Below are 19,035 nucleotides of genomic sequence, written 5' to 3'. Positions count from 1 at the left end.
TGAGATCTTCTTGAAAAATGTCGAAAACATCAAGCTAAGAATATAGTTCTCGCACCACAATTGAAACCCTATATGCATACAGGGGTGCCCCGCCCCCTTTAGCCAGCCAGAATAGACGTACACCATCCGCCATACAAAATCAATTTAAAGAGTACTGTTTTGACAACTCCCCAGCTCGCAGCTACGACTGCATAATAAGCAATCCTGGGCTGGCCTCTTCGCGGGTAAGCCGCTCCCGCAGGGATCACCGCAAACCTAGGTTTACGCTGCGGGTCAACGCGCAACGAGGCCAGTGAAGGCTGCGTAACTGTCAGGGAGATTGAACAATGACTACAGACACCACTCCAAGCACCGTCGGCAAGACCAAGTTCTTCTAGGGCGAAAACAGACCCAACCGCTGTTCTGCATATAACCCGGCATGCCCTGTCTGCACACTCGGGAGCAGGCATCCGAGCTGATGGGCTATGCGCAGGAACTCACCATCAGTGGCCTGATGGATGACAACCCCAAGTTGGTATGGGCCGCCTACTACCTGGGTGCCTTGGCCAAGGCGCTGATGGATGATGCCGAAGCCGGCATGGCCCATTGAGCGCACGGCTGGTTGAGACCTGTAAACGTTCACTCGGCGCTCAACCAGCTGCCGATCCACCTCGGCGTGGGTCCCACCGCGCAAACTCTGGCCAAACTGAATGACGATCGGTTGAGGGCGCATTACTCCGTTTCAGCTAAAAACAGCCTGGGCACACTTGGGTAGCTGGAGCCGTGGCAAGCCGTTACAGCAGGCGATTGATGCTCCAGTCCCGGCTTATAGCCAATAACTGGCAAATCCCCGTCTCCGTGCCAAACTTGCTGCCGGAACTTCAAGTGGCATCGAGGTGCTGTTCTTTTTAAACCTTGCTCCATTCCTCTCTGCGGGATCGACACCCGTGTGTAGTTGACTTGCACCACTGCGGTAACCACCCCCCAGCAGTCTCGCCTCGCGCGAGTGGATGACTCTGAAATCATCACAGGTAAGTTCGACATGGACACGATATTGCGCGAGGCGCTCACCGATAATCAGGTCTACCTGGGCATCCAGCTGGCCGACCTTCAACTGCTAGACAAGTATGCAGCCCCCGACGCGCGTCCTACCCAAGGCCTTTACACTGACTTTTCGGGGGTCAGAACCCGCTTGTCGTTCTTCGGCATCGACAGCCACCCCGGGGAGCAGCATGTAGGCAGAATCCCCTTCCCAGACGACGCCCTGCATGCCGAGGCAATCGAGTACATCGCAGCACTCGTGGCGCTGGAGCAGGCCAAGGACAGCTTCACGGTCGTCGAACTGGGCGCCGGCTATGGCCCTTGGCTGGTGTTTGCGGCAAAAGCAGCCCAGCAGCGCGGTATCGCCCGTATCAACCTGCTTGCCGTGGAAGCGGACCTGCAACGCCATGAGCTGTTTTTCACCAACCTGCGCGACAATGGCCTGCCGTTGCCTGCAGACCCGGTGCCCGCCGCCACCTCTCACGCAAGCAACGTCCAGGTACGCTGTATTCACGGTGCGATTGCCGATGTCGACGGCAAGCTGTCGTTCGGTTCGCAGAGCTTGCTGGACTGGGGCGCGGCGCCCATTACCGATGGCGGTACCGAGGATTACCGCGGCATCACGGTCAAGGCCGAAGAAATCGACGCCTATTCGATTGAAACGGTACTCGCCGACCTGACCGAAGTGGACTTCATGCACATGGACATCCAGGGTTTCGAGCTCAAAGCCATCCGCGCCGCCCTCGACGCCTTGCAGCGCAAGGTACGTGTCTTGCTGGTGGCAACACACAGCCGGGCGCTGGAGGGCGGCATCATCGACCTGCTGCACGACAATGGCTGGAAGCTGCTTTACGAGAAACCTTGCAAGTTCACCCCCGGCAGCGGCATTGATCTGACGGCCCTGACTTACCTGGATGGGACGCAGGTGTGGGTCAATACGCGCTTCGGCAGCCCGGCTCAGGCGCAGCCTGTCGTCGAGCGACCTACTGTGCACCCTGAGGAATGCGTGCACAAACAGCGTCTCGATGCGGTTTATCGCTCTACCAGTTGGCGAATTACCGGGCCGATGCGCTGGCTGAAAACGCAACTGACGGGTTGAAGCACCTGCGTAAGTGCAACGGTGGGTAGCGCTGACGATGGGACTGCGTCCATCGACAACAACCCAGTTGAAAACCAGATACGGCCATGGGCGCTTGGCTGCTCGAAGTGGTTGTTAGTTGATTCAGGTGCAGACGCCGTCTGCACCTCGGATTGTGCATTGAGGCTCGAGTGCTCGCCGAGGGCATGGCATGGCGGCCGGTTGCTTCTCCTGTGACGGCTGTCTGGCTACAATAGCGCCACTTTCAGGAGAACACACATGCAGCAAGCTTCAGACAGGGCCCTGTTCGCCAACCAACTCAGAGGCTTGGCGATCGTTGCCGTCATCATCGTACATTGGTGCGGCATCTATTGGTTTGCCCGTGACACAGTTGCGTCCTACATCCACGCGCCGGTGGTGGAAGGTCCTTCATCGAGCATGATTTATTTCCTGACCATCCCGACATTCAACTACGGGCCGTTTGGAGTTTCAGTGTTCTTTCTGATCAGCGGCTTTGTCATCCCGTTCTCTCTAAACCGCCTTGCACCCAAGCAGTTCCTCGTGGCGCGCTTCCTGCGAATTTACCCCACCTATATCGTCGGTTCGCTGGTGATGCTGGCACTGGTCTACCTCTCCAGCCGTTACTGGGGCCAGGCGTTTTCCATGCCGATGGACCGTTTGCTGGCCAACCTGATGCTGATTCAGGGTAACGTGGCGCAGCCGACCATCGATCTGGTCAACTGGACGCTGTCCGTCGAGATCAAGTTCTACATTATCGCAGCCCTGATGTACGGCGCGATCAAAACGGGTAATGCCTACCCTATCTTCCTGTTCGCTGCGGCCGTACTGGGTATCAGCGAGACCTCTGCGACCGTTGCCAGCATTACTCATTTGAGTCAGGGCCTGATCGAGTCGCTCAAAACCGAGCTCATGTGTGTAATCTTCATGTTTATCGGCACAGGCTTCTATCATCACTACACCGGTACCTACTCCACCCGTCAGCTGGCTAGCTATACCGCGATCCTGATGATCCTGTTCCTACTCTGCGGGCCGCACACCGGCTGGCGCGAGCAAATTCCTACCGTGCCGCAGAACTATCTCTACGGTTTCATCGTGTTTACCGTCAGCTACCTGCTGCGGGGCTATTTCAGGCCATTCGCACCGTTGGACTTCATTGCGAACATCAGCTACTCAATCTACGTGTTGCACTCAATCATCGGCTACGCCTCTATCCGATTCCTCATGGACCAGGGGCTATCATTCCCGGTGTCCGGGCTGCTGACGTTGATTTTCGTACTGGCGCTGTCGTACGCGCTGCACCGTCTAGTGGAGGTACCGACCATGCACTTGGGCAAGCGGCTGTTCCATAAGAAGCCGGCGCAGGCCACAAGCCAATCCGCTGCGGACGTTGAAATAGCCAAGTAAGTGAGCAGGCCCTCTGGCAGCGCCTCCAGGGCCTGTTACCTCGAATGGCGCGGTGATTGCCAGCCTTTGCCCCCCACAATCGAGCATGCCCCGCAGGCTACACCGCCTGCGCGGCCCGCATTGACAGCTTTGAGCCGGCAATGACAGCATTTCAATTTACCCGCCAGTGAAGCCTTCATGACCGCCCCCGCCGCCCCAGCCGAACGGCTGTACACCCTCGATACCTTACGAGGTATTGCCGCACTCAGTGTCGTGTTTTGGCATTGGCAGCACTTCTTCTATGTGGGCGACAGCCCCGCAGGCTTCGACCCTGCGCGCCAACCGTTCTACACGGCCCTGGCGCCGCTTTACCACCACGGCGGCCTGGCCGTGGAACTGTTCTTCTCGATTTCGGGCTTCGTCTTTTTCTGGCTGTTTTCATCGGGCATCGCCAATGGCAAAGTTTCACTTCGCCAGTTCGCTGTCGACCGTTTCAGCCGGCTATATCCACTTCACCTGGTGACCTTCGGGCTGGTTGGCGTATTGCAGGCAGTGTACCTGGCCAAGCACTCCAGCTACTTCGTCTACCCCTTCAACGATGGCTACCATGCCCTGCTCAACCTGCTGCTCGCGCCAGCCTGGGGCTTTGAAAAAGGCTGGTCATTCAATGCACCGGTCTGGTCGGTGTCGGTGGAAGTGCTGCTGTATGCATCGTTCTTCATCATCTGCCTTGCCGGGCGTTGGCGCTGGTTGCTGGCTGCTGCGGCCTTTGGCCTGGGATTGATGCTCTACCCGAATGGCTACAAGGTTGGCAGTGGCTTGCTGTGCTTCTACCTGGGCGGCATCGCCTACGCCCTGCTGGCAGTGTTGCGGGCCAAATTCGGCAGTGGCATCGCGCTGGGGATAAGCAGCGCAATCGCGCTGGCGGCCTGGTTCTGGCAGCTGCAGGTAGCCGAAGCCATCAACAGCTACTTGGTCATGTGCCTGTGCTTCCCGGCCACGCTGGCGATGCTGGCGGCCGCCGGGCTGCACTGGCCCGGCCTGCTGAGCTCTGCGGGGTGGGTAGGGGATATCAGCTACTCGTCCTACCTGCTGCACTTCCCCTTGCAGGCGGTGTTCGCCATGGCAATGGACGGCCTGGGCTTTGCCCGGGAAACCTTCTACCAGCCCTGGGTAATGCTGCTGTTCTTTGCCCTGCTCGTCCCCCTGAGCCTGGCGAGCCACCACCTACTGGAGCGCCCGGCGCAGCGTTACCTGCGCGCCAAGTTGGCACGGCGTAACTCGCCGGTGCAGGTACAGGTATGAGCGCAAGGCCTTGGGCAAGGTAGGCGAAGGGGCGGTACTCGCCCCTTCGCACGCTTCACGGCAGGATCGTGACTTTCGACAGGCCTACACCCAGCATCCGCGTGTCGCCCGGCTGGCCGAGTTCGGCAGGTGAAACGGGCTTGGCGATGTTGATATCGATACGCAGCACACCGCGAGTGCAACGCGAAACATCCACGTCAAGCGGGATCTCCTGGGCTGTACCTATCACGCCTTGATACAGCACGTCGCCTTTTCGCTGGGCAATCTCGATTGCTTGCTGGCCGAAGCCCTGCAAACCCAGCACAACCTTCAGTGAGGTTTTGTCCTCGTAGAACTGGTGCTCCTTGCACGGCAACGCCAACGAAGCCTTGTTCTTCTTCGACCATACGCCCCACTGCTCAACTGCGTACCAGCCCGAATACAAGGCGAAATTGCCAGTGCCACTCACCCCCACGCTGTAGGCGCCAGGTTTTACCTTGAGCAACATTGAGCCGTATTCGTCATCGGTCAGACGCACGAAGTGCTCTGCGCCAGAGGTGCCTGCCTTGGTCTTGGCAAATGCCTGCAGTTTTTCCGGTTCTACCGTGCAGTGCGCCGGGATGGTGACCATGTCGCCATCGCCGGGGTGCAGCAACAGTTTGCGGCAGTCCGGGCCCAGAACACCGAGCAACTTGTACTGGTAGATGGTTTCACCGTAGCCCGAGAACCGCTCGATGAACACTTCTGCGGGCGGGGTGTAGAGGCCTGGCAATTTGCTCTGAATCAAGTTGGAGAACGGCGTGGGGTTTGAATAGCTTTCTGGCTGCTTGGGGTTGTAGGTGATGATGCTGGCCACTGCCAGTACCACAGCGCCCCCTGCCACTAACCAGCTGAGCTTGCTGCGCAGCGACAGGTTGCGCAGCACATGCAGCACCACCGGGAACCACAGCGGCAGGTACCACAGCGAATAGCGGGCTAGGCCTGGGGTTGCGCCAGAGTTCAGATTGGTGGTGGAGGCATGGGCAAAGAAGTTGACTAGCAGGAACACAAACGAGAACAGCAGGTAGGCAACGTCCAGGCGCTTCTGCCCCGAACGGGCCACCTTCAGGTAAACCAGCGCCAACAACGAGAAGTAAACGCCCAGGGGCCAGTTCGGCAGCAGCCCCAGGTCTGGGTCGAAAATCCAGATGTAGAAGGTTGAAAGGTTAAGCCCGAGGGAAGCCCCGCCCGCGAGCAGTTGCGGTGTCAGTACGCCAAAACGCAGGAAATAGTAAACCGGGTGCGCCAGCACCGCGAACGCGGTAGCCACGGCCATACACACTTCCCACAGCGTGAATGCCTGGGCACGCAACATTACAAAACGGTAGGCGAACGGGAAGAAGGCGATCAGTGCGAAGCTTGGGTTCTGCGTAGACGCCAGGGCAATACACAAAGCTGCTGCCAAGTGCCGCCGAGAAAACATGAACATCACGCCGAGCATGGTGAAGCAATAGGTAAACAGCTCGGTGTGAACCTTGTCGAAGAACCACAGCATTGGCGAGCACAGCGTCATTAGCGTGAAAGCTATGAGCCCTGGCCGACCGTACAGGCGGTAGGCAACCATGGCCGAGAAGCTAACCAGCACATAGTGCAGCACCAGAAATGCAGTGTGCGGCTGCAGCGACAGCCCAAAAAGACCTGCAAGCTTGGCCGGCAGAAATGCCAGGAAACTGTAGAACCAGAAGTGGTTGAAGTCGGCGGTGGCGCCCAATCGCAAATCTGGAAACATGTTGGCCAGGAAGTCAGCTGGCATGAAACCGCTGATCGTATGCGACAGAAACAGTTGCTGGTAGGCATCGAAGGCGGGTGCCGTCATCCATGGCCGCAGGGTCTGCAACCAGGCCAAGAACATCCCGTAATACTCTGAGCCGTCACCCACTCTCTGCGCCTGCAGATGACTGAGTGCGGCAAAAACAATCAAAAACGCTATGGCAATTCCGAAGTAAGGCGTCGAACCTCCCCGCGCCGTACTGGAATCGACATCTTTATGCATCCGCATAACCGCCCCTAAGTTCTATTTATCACAGCCTGCGTACGCAAGCTGCTCGGCGAAGGCGGACACAGCCCCCGTGCCCGCTTTCGATGAAGCCGATGATTACAGAAGCTGCTCGGCTACCTTGCGCCCCTCACGGATCGCATAGTTAGTGCCGCGGTCTTCCGGGTAGATCTGCGCCATGGTCGAGATCAGGGCGTTGTCGAACGGCGTGGACGCATCAGGCACGTAGCTGGAGTAATTGCGCTCGGTTACCGGCTGCGCATACTCCGAACGCCATACCTTGTAATCGACGACCCAGTGCTTTTCGAAGTTCGGGAACATGCGCTTGAGGTGGCCCAGGGCAAAGTCCAGGTACTGCTCATCGTTGTAGGCCCACACCGGGTCTTCGGTGGCCAGGTAGCGGGACAGGTAGGCAATGTGGGTGCCTTTGTAGTTGTCCGGCGTATCGAAGTTGGTGTGCTCGATCACCCCCACGAACGGGAACCCGGGGTCATTGACGTTCAGCCAGTAGGTGTCCGACAGGCTTTGCTTCAGGCGCAGCACCAGGCACATGTTGCCCAGGTACTTCACGCGCCGCAGGCGCTCTTGCCACTGCGGTTCGGCAGCCCCTTCGAACATGTTGGCAATCAACGGGAACGACGGAGTGAACAGGAACTTCTTGCCAGCTACTTCGCCACCAGAGGTTTTCACCGCCAGCATCTTGCGGCCTTCGCCTACGACGCCGTCAACGCGGGTATTGAACTCCACTTCACCGCCATTGGCGCGAATGGCGGTTACCAAAGCGTCGGCAAGGCGGCCAAAGCCACCCTTGAAGTAAGCCAGCTCCTCACCGCCCTTGTCATTGCGGGTGCTGCCGCGCAGTACAAGCTTCTTCCACATCCACACCGCGTTCACGGCTTCTGCGTAGACGGAGAACTTGGAGGTGATCAGCGGCTCCCAGACCACCTTGTACACCGACTTGCCGCACATGCTTTCAAGCCATTCGCGGATGCTCAGGTGCTCGATGGTTTTCCAGTCCTTGATCTTGCGCACCTGGAACACCAGCAGGCCCAGGCGAATGCGGTCGATGAACGACAGGGCCTTGAAACGCAGCAGATCAAGGGGAGTGGACAACTTCCACATACGCCCGTTGAAATACATGCCAGTACGGGTCGGCAGCAGGATGACGTCACCGTCCAACCCCAGCTCCTTGACCAGCTCAGGCACGAACACGTCATTGTTGAACCAGTGGTGGTAGAACTTCTCTACCTTGACGCCGTCGTTGAACTCGAATACGCCCGCCAGCCCGCCAGCGGTGGAATCCGCTTCCAGAACCTTTACGCGTTTTCCCTGTTTCGACAATGCGTAAGCTGCCGTAAGGCCGGTGAAACCACCGCCCACGATAACTACATCGTAATCCGTCATATTTCTGTACCAAAATAGAAGTTGGTCGTAATCACTTTCGAGCCGCCTTGAATAACGCAGGCCTTGACCAGATGGCCAGCGCGCCCGCCAACGTGGTGGGTACCCAAAGCGCTAAATGAACGATCACGGCATAGCTGCCCGCCTGGGCGGAGCTGCCACCGATCAGGGTGACGGCGGTGAACGCCGCCAGGTGGAACGGCCCGACATAACCGGGCGAAGAGGGTGCCAGGGTGGAAAGCGTCGTGATCGCCATGACCAGCAGCGCCATGAACGGGCTGACATCCAGCCCCAGGCCTTTCAGGGCGAAGTAGAACAACCCCGACTCACCGGCCCATACCAGCATCGACAGCAGCAGCATGGCGATCAGGATGCGCGGCCGCGACATGACCTCGAAGCTTTCGAACAGGCTGGCCACCATTGCCAGAATCGGTTGCAGCTTCGACTGCTTGCCGCCCTCCCCCGCGCGCTCAGCCCAGGCGGCAAACAGCCGGGCAAAGGTGCCGGAAAAGAAAAACCCGATTGCCAGGGTCAAACCACCCAAACACGCCAGTACCTGCGCGGACCGGTATACCGGTGCGGGGATTTCGATGACCTGAATAGCCAGTACGCCGACAGCCAGGCAGATCAGCAATGTCACCAGGTCAATCAGGCGCTCGACCACCAAGCTCGTGGTGGCAGCGGTTTTGGTAACGCCCATCGCGCCGGGGAACACCAGCGCACGTACGACGTCACCAAGCCTGAGCGGCAGCACGTTGTTCAAGGCGATAGCGCCCAGAAAAGGCGCCGCGCAATTGCCAAACGAGGCGGTCTTGCTTGACGTCGACAGCATCAGCGACCAGCGCAGGATGCGGATCGCATAGCCGAAAGCCAACGAAAGCACGCCCAGCACCAGGTAGTGCCACTGGAAGCTTTCCAGGGCTTTCAATACTTCGGACACGTCGACAAGCCGCAGCACGGCCAGGATGCACAACACGGATACACTGGCGCCGATGGCGTGCTTGACCCAACGGCGTTCTTTGGTAGGCGTAGCTGTTGTCATAGGTAACGTCAGATCCGCCAAGGCGCCTTGTTGTTGGCCCACAGCGCTTCCAGTTCACGCTTGTCGCGCAGCGTATCGCACGGCTGCCAGAAGCCATGGTGATGGAAGGCCGACAACTGGCCATCGCGGGCCAGGTTCATCAGCGGTTCGCGCTCCCAGGAGGTGGCATCGCCATCGATGTAGTCGATCACCGAAGGCTCGAGCACGAAGAAACCGCCGTTGATCCAGCCAATTTCATCGCTTGGCTTTTCTTCGAAGCTGGACACGTTGTTGCGCTCATCGATGTTCAGCACGCCGAAACGGCCTGGCGGTTGAACAGCCGCTACCGTGGCGAGCTTGCCATGCTGGCGGTGGAATTCCACCTCCGCGCTGATATCGATATTCGACAACCCGTCGCCGTAGGTCAGGCAGAAGGTTTCGCCGTTCAGGTAGGGGGCGACACGCTTCAAACGGCCGCCGGTCATGGTTTCGGCACCGGTATCGACCAGGGTGATGCGCCAGTCTTCAGCCTGGCTGTTGATGACCTGGTGTTCCCCCGTGGAGAGATCGATCACCATGTCCGACATGTGGCGGTAGTAGTTGAAGAAGAATTCTTTGATCACATAGCCCTTGTAGCCCAGGCAAATGACGAAGTCCTTGATACCGTGATTGGCGTAGCTGCGCATGATGTGCCAGAGCAGCGGCTTGCCACCGATTTCAACCATCGGTTTCGGTTTGGTATCGGACTCTTCGGCAATCCGTGTACCCAAGCCACCCGCCAAGATTACAGCTTTCATAAATGCTCCCTTATAGTTTCAGATCTGCAGGATCAAAGTTCAAACTCTTCTGCACTACCGCGACCGGGTCAGCGCGCAGTACCAAATAGATCCTGAGTAGGTATTCACCGATAATTCCCAGCAGGAAGGAATTCAATCCAATACCAAACAGGACCAGTATGTGAATACTGGCGAGGCCCCGCGGAAGTTCAGGGTGAAAAATGCGCAACACCAGGTAGTAAAGCGCACCTAGCACGCTCGCAGCCAAGATCACCAGCCCCACGAACGACGCCGCGCGCAATGGCACGGTGGAGTGGTTCAAGACAGCGGTGAGGCCCAGCCTGACCAGGCGAGACACATTGAACTTGCTTTCCCCGGCGATGCGCGCATCGCGGTCATACGGCACGCCGACCTGGTTGAAGCCAATGCCGGCGATCATCCCGCGCAGATAGGGGTTGGCCGTCTTGGTCTGTAGCAGCACATCGATGACCTTGCGGTCGATCAGGCGGAAATCCCCCACATCCCGTGGAATGGGGTGCTCGCTGACTTTATCGATCGCCCAGTATCCCAAGCGCCGGAAGGTATGCAGCAGCCAGCTTTCCGGGCGTTTGCGGCGCACGCCGTACACCACTTCATGGCCCTGCTGCCAGAGCTCGAAGAATTGTTCGAGCAGTTCAGGCGGGTCCTGCAGGTCGGCGTCAATCTGCATCACCGCATCGCCTTGGGCGTGCATATAGTTGGCCAGAATCGAGCGCTGAAAGCCGTAGTTGCGCGAGAAACGAATGGCCCTGACGCGGCTGTCCTTACTAGCCAGCGCTGCCAGCATGTCCCAGGTCTTATCGTCCGAGTGGTTATCGGAGAACACGAATTCAAGGCGGCAACGATCCTGCATTTTGGTGCCCAGAGCATCCAGCCGCGCATACAGTGCTTCGATATTTCCGGCCTCATTCAGCACGGGAATTGAAATCGAAATTAATGGCAAATCATTTTGCATTGATCAGGCCCCGATAATAGTTGCCAACATGGTTACACGAGAGCCTTCATGTAATCATTGACGCCGGCTAAAGTGTCGCGGAATATACAATCCGCCAGCACCTGCGGCTGGGAGAAAATATGCTCGAAGTTTTCTTGCGGTGGGTCGGCAAGTTCTCCGAGCCCAAGCAGATCGGGTTTATCCGCCGCAGCGAACACCGACTGTGCCAAGGCGGCCAAGGTTACGGGCCGGCCATGACTCAGCGCCAACACGCCATGCACGCGTTTATCCACCAGTTGGTAAATAGCCGCGGCATCGTCATCCACATGATGATACTCGCGTAGCTGTCGACCTGAGGTCATTGCAAACCGAGCGTCGCTTCGCAGTGCCTTGGCAATCAAACCCAGGAACATGAACGGGCTTGGCTCGCCCCCGCCATACAGCGTGTGGATGCGCACGTGGGTCACCGGGGCACCCAGGCGGTGTTGTTCGGCAACGTAGTCGCCAAGCCTGCGCTTGCTGTCGACGTAGGGGTTGGCGGTCAAAATCTCCTCCATCACCGTACCGAAGGTCACCACCTGCACCCCCATAGGCACCAGGGCCTCGATGAGGTTGCGCGGCAAGTCGAGGTTCACCGCTTCAAGCGCTTCACGACCAAGGGCAGGGTCGAGCAAGCCGGAGCACACAAACACCACATCGCCTGGCTGCACGCGTGGCGCAAAATAGGCTTCGATGTGAGCTCGCGCATCTGCAGCGCACCACCCTGCGTAAGCACCTCGTTCAAGCTGAACGACGTCGGCCGGTGCGTAGCGGTTGCAGATAGCCTGCCCTAGTCTTCCACGGCTGCCGATGACATACATCATCCGGCGATACCTGCACGCCACTCATCAATCTGCGCTTGGGTAATTTCACGCACTTTTGCCGGGTTGGCGTAGTAATCACGGTACCAGGAGGCTGTCTTGAGCACGACAGCCTCGGTGTCCCATACCGGTTGCCAGCCCAATTGGTTGTGCGCCAGGGAACTGTCGAGGGCCAAGGCCCCAGCTTCGGGCAAGGGGTTGTTCATGTATTCGAGATCTGGCCGCTGCCACTGAGCGCTCATCATCTCAAGCACGGCGCGCACCGAATGCTGCTTGAGCTCCTGCGGGCCCAGGTTCCAAGCCTTGGCTACGCGCTCCGGTGTGTCGGAGAGCAGGCCCGCAAGAATTACCAGATAACCATGCACCAGCGCCAGAACATGCTGCCATGGGCGGGTCGCGTCCGGGTAACGGAGGGTCAAGCTTTGCTTATCGACAACGGCCCGCACGAAGTCTGGAATCAACCGGTCCTCGGACCAGTCACCGCCACCGATGATGTTGCCGCCACGCGCCGTTGCGATGGCCGGCCCCTGCCCGGAAGCGAATGGATAGGAGGCGGCGTAGCTTTGGATGATCATTTCCGCAGCGGCCTTGGAGGCGCTGTAAGGGTCTTTCCCGCCGAGGGGATCGTTTTCACGATAAGGCCAGGCCCATTCGTTGTTGCGGTAGACCTTGTCGGTAGTAATGCACAGCACGCCACGAACGCTCTTCACCTGACGCGCAGCCTCGAGCACATGTGCAGTGCCCTGGGCGTTCACCAGGAACGTTTCCAGCGGCTCGCGGTAGGAGCGCCGAACCAATGGCTGGGCTGCCAGGTGCAAAATGACATCTGGCTGAAAGCGTTCCACCGCTTCCTTCAACTTGGCAAAGTCGCAGATATCCCCAAGGGTGCTATCGACGCTGTCGGCCAGTTTCAGTTCGTCGAACAGCGCCGGTGTGGTTTCCGGCTGCAGCGAGTAGCCAGCCACCTTGGCGCCCAGTGCCTGAAGCCACAAGCAGGCCCAGCCTCCAGTAAACCCGGTGTGGCCTGTCACAAATACCTTTTTATTTGCGAGCGCTTTTTCAAAATCTAGCGAAGAGGTCATTTTTTCCATGCTCTTTGAATCCTGACAGGCACTCTCGATGCCACCAAAACCGTAAACGGAGGCCCAAAAACTACAGCGGGCAAGCATACCGTGCCCCAGTGGCTCAGGGATACCCGGCACCCTGGATGCCGGGTTACAGCAAGGTCGACTGAGTATCTGTCAATTAGTACCTGAACCGGTTGATTTCACCCATCAGCTGCTCTGCGCTGGCCTGCCATGTCAGCCATGGCATATCAGCAGATTGCGGATGCTGGCCCTGCTCGAACGCCATGAGCCATTCTTTGAGCCTGTCAGCGATTTCCTGGGTCTGTTGCCCCTCGAAGTACCAGGCATGCTCGCCTGCCACCTCACGAAACACCGGCAAGTTCCTGGCGATGATCGGCAGCTTGTGTTGCGCAGCCTCGATCAACGGCAAGCCGAACCCTTCGCCGTAAGACGCTGCGATGAGGCAATCACACGACTTGTAAAGATGCTCAAGGTATTCATCGCTCGCGCCGTTGAGCCACAGCAAGCGCTTGCCTCGCTCCGGGTGGTTGGCCAGCTTGGCCGCCAATTCATCCACCAGCCAGCCGTGCTTGCCAACGATGACCAGGTTGGCTTGCACGCCCTGCGCCCAAAGCAACTCGAAAGCCGCCAAGGTCTGCGCATGGCCTTTGCGCGGTTCGAGCGTTCCCACCATGAGGAAGTTGGTATTCGGCACCAACGCCTCCAAGCGCATCGCCGGGTCCTCGGGAATCCCCTTGGACGGCATCGATTGGTCGATATCCGCACCCAGATGGAAGGCACCGATACGGAAGTTTGGCAGACGCTCTGGATAGTGCTCACCCAGCCATTCGCGAAGTTCATCAGCCACAGCATGGGAGATGCACAACGCACCGTCGTACTGTGCAACGGCCTGGATCCATTTAAGGTAGTGGTCCTGCAGGCTTTCCACAAAGCAGTGAGGCAACTGCAGGATCAGCAGGTCGTAGACGACGAAGAATATGCTCACGCCATGCGCGCGAAGGGTGTCCAGGTAGCTGCGTTTGTGGGGCAGCACATCCATCAACAAGTCCAGGCACAGGTAGGCATCACCCGCCCGGTACGTAATAGCTTCATCCTCATGGCCCTCGAAGGGCTTGCCGAGGAACTTGGCAGTGAAGCGTGAGGCGTACCTGTAGAAAGCTTCGCCCGCCACCGTGTACACAGGCTGAACGTCATAACCGGCAGGCGGGTGGCTCAACCACTCCAGCAAGATGCTGCGCACCACTCGCTGGATGCCACTCTTGCCGTCATGTTTGCTCAGCTCGGAAATATCGACCAGAAGCTGAGGCTTGCTTGACAGCCCTTGTAGCGAGTAGTCAATAGCCTTGGCAAGACGATGGATATCCAGGCTGCTGTCATGCAACAGGTTGCTTTCAGCCAACTGCGCAATCAACGCTTCCATTGGGTCAGCCGTGGCGGCGGGTTTCGTTTTGCCATCCAGCTGCTTCAAGGCTTGCTCAAAAGCTGCGACCGCAGCCTTGCCGGTACGGTCCCACGAGAATGTTTCGGCGCGCTGTAGGCCGTGTGCAACCAGCGCGCTGCGAAATTCGTCGTTGCTCAGCGCCTGCAGCAACTTGCCAGCGATCGCCTGGACGTCCAACGGGTCGAACGTCGCATCGTCCCAACCGATTACCTCAGGCACGCTGGAGGTGTTGGCTCCGATTACCGCTGCGCCACACTTCATGGCCTCAAGCGGCGGCAAACCAAAGCCCTCATGCCAGGAGGCGAAGACATAAACCCGGCAGGCGTTATACAAGGCCACCAACTCTTCGTCGGTGATATAACCTGTGAACACCAGGTCAGTCTCGCTCAACCCTTGGCTCAGTGCAGCAGCACGGTACTGGTCGATGTGGAACTGTGGCATCTTGCCGGCAAACACCAATTGGACATTGGCAACGTCCCGTTTGACTTTGGCGAAGGCTTTGATCAGGCGGACAAGGTTCTTGCGCTCATCTGCCCCGCCCGAATAAAGCACGAACGGCTCTCGTAACTTGAACTTGGCAGCCAGGGCCTTGCACTGCGTCTCGTCCTGAATAACAGGCCGAAAAATAGCGTCCGCTGCTGTGGATACATTGACCACACTCGCTTGCTCGAGCGGCAACAGCGAAAGAGCTTCCTGGCGCGCGAATTCGGAAATCGACAGCAGCAGATCGTAATGCTTGTAGGCCTCGACCTTCTCCAGGTAATGCTTTTTGTAGGCCGGATTATTGTCCAGATATTTTTCGGGGCTGATCAGCGGAATCAGGTCGTAGAGCGTACAACTGACCAGTGCTTGGCTGTCGAGCTGCGGGGGACCGATCACCGCGTCATCGATGAAACCTTCCACTGAACTGGTGATATGCACCACATCAGGCATCAGTTCATCGATGCAGGCCTGGCGAATACGCTCTGCGACCAAACGGCGGCCATGGTTAGCGGGATCGCGGTCAGATACCGGCCCCTGGGCGTACCACACGCGAATCTGGCTTTGCGGCAGCAGATCCATGAACGCCGCACGGATCGGCTCGATACTTTCGTGCAGCATCCCATTGAGCAGCAGATAAACTTCATGGTTTGCACAGTTGCGCACAATGCCCTGTGCCAAGGACAAACTGTAGCGCCCAATACCTCTGAAGCGGCTTTCGGTTTGCGCGCCTTGCATATCAATTACAATACGCATTCGTTTCAGCCCTTCTTCATTGCAGATCGGAGAGCGCTTTCGATAGAACGCCCTCGCGGGGTCAAAGGTGCATGGTCGATGACGCCATGCTGGAGGTCATTTGCTACATCCACAGGTTCTGGCGCAAGCAGTGTACGCACCCTGTCGGCGAGCCCCGGGCAACGTCGCAGCACGGCCATGGCCAAACGACGAACTGCCGGGCGTCGGCCCACCCAGAGGCGGGCATGGGGAGCAACGCGGCGCAGAAACTTAAGCAGTGAGGCCTTGCCATGCTGAATCGGCTCCTGCAACAAGTGAGCAAGCCAACGCAGCGGCGCGGTCAGGCGCCACGAACTGCTCATGCGCATCAACTGCACCTGTTGCTCGGCTGCCGCCGCACGCAAGAATTGGTGATGGCAGTTTTCCAGCGCCAGATTGCGCTCTTTCGCTGCGCTTTCCGCACTGGCCAGCGCATGTGATGCACTGACCTGCGCCTGTTCCAGCCGCTCCTGCAGCGCACCGAACTGCCGATGCAATGCCGCCAACGTGGTTTCATGCATCTCCTGCACCGCCAACAGGTGTTCAAACTGCCCCTGCGACTGCGCCACTGGATGCGCTACACCGCTGTGATCAGTCTGATGAAGATGAACGACCTCGAGTTTTTCTTCCAGTTTGGCCAGGCGCGCTTCCAATGCCTGGTCAAAACGCTCGGCCAACTGGTCGAGCGAAACACCATAGTCAGCCTCAAATACCTTGAATGCATCCATCACTGAAGGCTCCCCATTTTTCTGTGCGACGACAGCATAGTCGGGACTTGCACCGCATAGAACCTGCCGCACACCGATTTTGCCCAACTCGTCACGCAGCTCGGGAGCCTCCTGCAGGCGCACGACCTTGGACCGTGCGAAGCCGGCATGCTCGGTGAGGAACGATAGCAGCTGATTCGGCAATGGCCGCTCATGGGTAGGGTCAAGGTAAAAGTTGTTTGTACCGACCATCACGTTTTCGGCGTTGGGCGTTTCCAGAATCAGCATCCCGGCCGGGCGCAGCACCCTCAGGGCCTCGGCGACCAGTTCTTCGAGCACGGCGAACGGCACATGCTCGGCGATGTGGAAGCCACTGACCACTACCTGGCTGTTGTCCGGTAACTTGCGCAAGGCGCTGAGGGCGTCGTCCTTGTAAGCGGGCAGCTGCAGCGCCCGGCAGGCTTCGAGCATGCCTTCGTCGAGGTCCACGCCGACCGGCGCGAAGCCTTCGCGCAGCAGCAGTTGCACCCACTCACCGCGGCCGCAACCGATATCGAGCACCGGGCAGTCGGGGTAAATCGACTTCAAGGGCTCAAGAAACGGCAGGTAGGCTTCAAGCCGCTGTGTGATCAGATCTCTCGAGCCGCGGTAGCGATCCTCGAAAGCCCTATAGAAACCAGCACTCATTACTTGCACTCCACGGTCGGCGGAATCCATGCAAGGCCGACGAATGTTTTTTCGGACATGTTGACTACGTTGAACAACAACGCCAGGTCGCGCCATTCAAAGTTATCGGCGATGTGGCTGTCGGTCGTGTGCAGGGCGATCGCCACCGAATACGATCCAACGCCCAGGTTGGCCGGGAAACGGAACCGATAATCCAGCACAGTGCCCGCACTCAGGTCGTGGCGCACGCACTCCAGGTGATGGGTGTTGGTACCGAACACGTCCTGGCCGAGGCGGTCCTTGATCACATAACCGACTACCAGCTCGGGCAGGGGCGCGTTGACCTTGACCCGAATACTCAGGCACACGTCCTCGCCCACCGCAATGTACTCGACGGGCAGCCCCTCAGCATTGTAGAGGGCCACGCTGTCGATATTGGCCTTGCCGTTGCCCGAGCGGGTCTGCACAGTGCCATCGGCCAAGGTCTGCACCTCGACGGTGGCGTTTTCCTTCTGGGCGATGATGGCGTTGTAGTAATCCATCACTTCCTCGGGCGGGCCGTCCTTGATCACGGTGCCGCCGTCGAGCAGGATCGCCCGGTTGCACAGGGCCTGGATGGCACCGCGGTCGTGGGAGACGATCAGCAACGTGGTACCAGCCTTCTGGAATTCCTTGATGCGGCCAAAACTCTTGTGCTGGAAGTAGCTGTCGCCGACCGACAAGGCTTCGTCGATGATAAGGATTTCTGGGCGGAAGGCAGTCGCCACGGCAAATGCCACACGCATCTGCATACCGCTGGAATAGGTGCGCACTGCCTGGTCGAAGTACTCGCCGATTTCGGCGAAGTCTTCGATGTCGTCGATCACGCTGTCGATCTGCTCGGTGGTGAAACCCATCAGCCCGGCCGCGTGGTAGGCGTTCTGGCGCCCGCTGAGCTCGGCATTGAAGCCCATGCCCAGTTCGAGAATGGCAGCGATGCGACCATGCACCAGGACCCTGCCCTCAGTCGGCTGCAGGGTGCCGGTAATCATCTTCAGCAGGGTCGATTTGCCGGCGCCGTTCTGGCCGACCAGGCCGATGGCCTCGCCGGCCTCGATGTTGAAGCTGATGTGCTTGAGCACCCAGTGCTCACTGCTGGCCTTGACCGGCAGGTAGAACCAGCGGGCGATGCGTTGCCACTCCGAGCGATAGCTGCGGTAGGCCTTGCCGACATTGTTGACGGACATGAGTGTCATAGGGAGTCCACCATTTCCGCGGAAGCGCGACGGAACAGGAACAAGCCCAGCACCATCAAGCCCAGGGCAATGCCGACCGGCGCAGCGAGTGCGGCCAAGTCAGGCGCAAGTTTGTAGACCAGCACATTATGGTAGGCGGTGACGATGGCAAACATCGGGTTGAGGTCAAGCGTCCCTTTGAGGTAATCCGGGACGATGTTCACCGAATAGACGATCGGTGTGAACCAGAACCAAACCTGCAGGATGATCGGGATCACCTGGCCGATGTCGCGCAGGAACACATTCATCACCCCCAGTACCAGCCCCAGCCCCACGGCGAAGGCCACGACTACCAGAGTCAGTGGCAGCAACCAGAACATCTGCAGGTTGGGCGCATGGCCGAGCACGGCGAAGATGATCATCACGGCGGCAAACAACAGCAAGTTGTTGAGCAGGCACGAGCCCACCACGATCACCGGCAGTGCAATGCGCGGAAAGCGCATTTTCTTCATCAGGTTGCCCTGCTCGATGAACACCGTCAGGCAACGCCCGACGATTTCGGCGAACAGGTTCCAGGCCAGGATGCCAGCGATCAGGTAGAGCGCGTAAGCATACTTGTTGTCGATGCCCGGTAGACGTGCGCCGAGGACATTGGACAGGATCAGGGCGTAGATGGCCACCTGTGACAGTGGATGGATGATCATCCACAGGCCACCCAGCTTGCTGCGCGCAAAGCGCGAGATGAACTCGTTCTTGATGGAGGTGAGAATGAAGCCTCTGTAGTCCCAGATGCCCCGGAGCATGCCGAACATA

At 58.6% G+C, this 19,035-nt stretch carries 14 protein-coding genes and 2 pseudogenes; 5 read left to right on the top strand and 11 right to left on the bottom strand.

The genetic code is table 11. From position 1 onward, the window contains the following. The first annotated feature begins 326 nt into the window (after positions 1-326). The 5 genes and pseudogenes from C2H86_RS18765 (at position 327) to C2H86_RS18745 (ending at position 4,807) form a co-directional block, all read left to right on the top strand. Positions 327-589 (top strand): annotated as a pseudogene (locus tag C2H86_RS18765) (DUF3077 domain-containing protein). Positions 590-1,021: 432 nt separating this feature from the next. Then, positions 1,022-2,119, top strand: coding sequence for an FkbM family methyltransferase (locus C2H86_RS18760; RefSeq protein WP_159409306.1), 1,098 nt, complete (start codon positions 1,022-1,024; stop codon positions 2,117-2,119). Between the two features lie 33 nt (positions 2,120-2,152). Next, positions 2,153-2,245 (top strand): annotated as a pseudogene (locus tag C2H86_RS28755) (IS66 family transposase); the annotation flags it as partial. Positions 2,246-2,377: 132 nt separating this feature from the next. Beyond that, positions 2,378-3,523: an acyltransferase family protein gene (locus C2H86_RS18750; RefSeq protein WP_159409305.1), complete on the top strand. Its 1,146-nt coding sequence runs from the start codon at positions 2,378-2,380 to the stop codon at positions 3,521-3,523. A 177-nt stretch (positions 3,524-3,700) separates the two neighbouring features. Beyond that, entirely contained in the window at positions 3,701-4,807 is a 1,107-nt protein-coding gene (locus tag C2H86_RS18745; protein ID WP_159409304.1) for an acyltransferase family protein, read from the top strand. A 55-nt stretch (positions 4,808-4,862) separates the two neighbouring features. On the opposite strand, the gene C2H86_RS18740 is transcribed toward C2H86_RS18745, so the two are convergent. The 11 genes from C2H86_RS18740 to C2H86_RS18690 form a co-directional block, all read right to left on the bottom strand. Continuing rightward, a complete protein-coding gene (locus C2H86_RS18740) occupies positions 4,863-6,677 on the bottom strand; it encodes a hypothetical protein (protein ID WP_159409303.1) in 1,815 nt (604 codons plus the stop codon). Positions 6,678-6,920: 243 nt separating this feature from the next. Further along, complete coding sequence (locus C2H86_RS18735) at positions 6,921-8,225, bottom strand: NAD(P)/FAD-dependent oxidoreductase (RefSeq protein WP_159409302.1); 1,305 nt, start codon at positions 8,223-8,225, stop codon at positions 6,921-6,923. A gap of 31 nt (positions 8,226-8,256) precedes the next feature. Continuing rightward, positions 8,257-9,264: a lysylphosphatidylglycerol synthase transmembrane domain-containing protein gene (locus C2H86_RS18730; RefSeq protein WP_159412954.1), complete on the bottom strand. Its 1,008-nt coding sequence runs from the start codon at positions 9,262-9,264 to the stop codon at positions 8,257-8,259. An 8-nt stretch (positions 9,265-9,272) separates the two neighbouring features. Then, positions 9,273-10,040 carry a glucose-1-phosphate cytidylyltransferase gene (gene rfbF / locus C2H86_RS18725; RefSeq protein WP_159409301.1) on the bottom strand — a complete coding sequence of 256 codons (768 nt, stop codon included), beginning with the start codon at positions 10,038-10,040 and terminating at the stop codon, positions 9,273-9,275. A gap of 10 nt (positions 10,041-10,050) precedes the next feature. Next, the gene (locus C2H86_RS18720; RefSeq protein WP_159409300.1) at positions 10,051-11,013 is read right to left on the bottom strand and encodes a glycosyltransferase family 2 protein; all 963 of its coding nucleotides are present in this window, start codon (positions 11,011-11,013) and stop codon (positions 10,051-10,053) included. Positions 11,014-11,045: 32 nt separating this feature from the next. Further along, the gene (locus C2H86_RS18715) at positions 11,046-11,855 is read right to left on the bottom strand and encodes an NAD-dependent epimerase/dehydratase family protein (protein WP_159409299.1); all 810 of its coding nucleotides are present in this window, start codon (positions 11,853-11,855) and stop codon (positions 11,046-11,048) included. Continuing rightward, a complete protein-coding gene (rfbG, locus tag C2H86_RS18710; protein ID WP_159412953.1) occupies positions 11,852-12,934 on the bottom strand; it encodes a CDP-glucose 4,6-dehydratase in 1,083 nt (360 codons plus the stop codon). Before rfbG ends, C2H86_RS18715 begins: the two co-directional genes overlap by 4 nt. 163 nt (positions 12,935-13,097) lie before the next feature. Further along, on the bottom strand, positions 13,098-15,617 hold the full coding sequence (locus tag C2H86_RS18705; protein ID WP_159409298.1) for a glycosyltransferase family 4 protein: 2,520 nt from the start codon (positions 15,615-15,617) through the stop codon (positions 13,098-13,100). A 5-nt stretch (positions 15,618-15,622) separates the two neighbouring features. Then, a complete protein-coding gene (locus C2H86_RS18700; protein ID WP_159409297.1) occupies positions 15,623-17,029 on the bottom strand; it encodes a class I SAM-dependent methyltransferase in 1,407 nt (468 codons plus the stop codon). Continuing rightward, positions 17,029-18,243 (bottom strand): ABC transporter ATP-binding protein, encoded by a 1,215-nt coding sequence (locus tag C2H86_RS18695; RefSeq protein WP_159409296.1) that lies wholly within the window; start codon positions 18,241-18,243, stop codon positions 17,029-17,031. Before C2H86_RS18695 ends, C2H86_RS18700 begins: the two co-directional genes overlap by 1 nt. Beyond that, on the bottom strand, positions 18,240-19,034 hold the full coding sequence (locus C2H86_RS18690; protein ID WP_159409295.1) for an ABC transporter permease: 795 nt from the start codon (positions 19,032-19,034) through the stop codon (positions 18,240-18,242). The genes C2H86_RS18695 and C2H86_RS18690 overlap by 4 nt, the downstream gene beginning before the upstream one ends. Position 19,035 lies beyond the last annotated feature (1 nt).

Origin of the sequence: Pseudomonas putida (assembly GCF_009883635.2) — a bacterium.
Taxonomy (GTDB): Bacteria; Pseudomonadota; Gammaproteobacteria; order Pseudomonadales; family Pseudomonadaceae; genus Aquipseudomonas; species Aquipseudomonas putida_W.
The sequence above is the reverse complement of the archived record's forward strand: the minus strand, read 5'-3'. Positions and strand labels throughout refer to the sequence as shown.

Excerpts from the sequence above, each read along its gene's own strand:
- C2H86_RS18760 (WP_159409306.1), top strand. The coding sequence starts at position 1,022 with ATGGACACGATATTGCGCGAGGCGCTCACCGATAATCAGGTCTACCTG.
- C2H86_RS18750 (WP_159409305.1), top strand. The coding sequence starts at position 2,378 with ATGCAGCAAGCTTCAGACAGGGCCCTGTTCGCCAACCAACTCAGAGGC.
- C2H86_RS18745 (WP_159409304.1), top strand. The coding sequence starts at position 3,701 with ATGACCGCCCCCGCCGCCCCAGCCGAACGGCTGTACACCCTCGATACC.
- C2H86_RS18740 (WP_159409303.1), bottom strand. The coding sequence starts at position 6,677 with ATGTTCTTGGCCTGGTTGCAGACCCTGCGGCCATGGATGACGGCACCC.
- C2H86_RS18735 (WP_159409302.1), bottom strand. The coding sequence starts at position 8,225 with ATGACGGATTACGATGTAGTTATCGTGGGCGGTGGTTTCACCGGCCTT.
- C2H86_RS18730 (WP_159412954.1), bottom strand. The coding sequence starts at position 9,264 with ATGACAACAGCTACGCCTACCAAAGAACGCCGTTGGGTCAAGCACGCC.
- rfbF (WP_159409301.1), bottom strand. The coding sequence starts at position 10,040 with ATGAAAGCTGTAATCTTGGCGGGTGGCTTGGGTACACGGATTGCCGAA.
- C2H86_RS18720 (WP_159409300.1), bottom strand. The coding sequence starts at position 11,013 with ATGCAAAATGATTTGCCATTAATTTCGATTTCAATTCCCGTGCTGAAT.
- C2H86_RS18715 (WP_159409299.1), bottom strand. The coding sequence starts at position 11,855 with ATGATGTATGTCATCGGCAGCCGTGGAAGACTAGGGCAGGCTATCTGC.
- rfbG (WP_159412953.1), bottom strand. The coding sequence starts at position 12,934 with ATGACCTCTTCGCTAGATTTTGAAAAAGCGCTCGCAAATAAAAAGGTA.
- C2H86_RS18705 (WP_159409298.1), bottom strand. The coding sequence starts at position 15,617 with ATGCGTATTGTAATTGATATGCAAGGCGCGCAAACCGAAAGCCGCTTC.
- C2H86_RS18700 (WP_159409297.1), bottom strand. The coding sequence starts at position 17,029 with ATGAGTGCTGGTTTCTATAGGGCTTTCGAGGATCGCTACCGCGGCTCG.
- C2H86_RS18695 (WP_159409296.1), bottom strand. The coding sequence starts at position 18,243 with ATGACACTCATGTCCGTCAACAATGTCGGCAAGGCCTACCGCAGCTAT.
- C2H86_RS18690 (WP_159409295.1), bottom strand. The coding sequence starts at position 19,034 with ATGTTCGGCATGCTCCGGGGCATCTGGGACTACAGAGGCTTCATTCTC.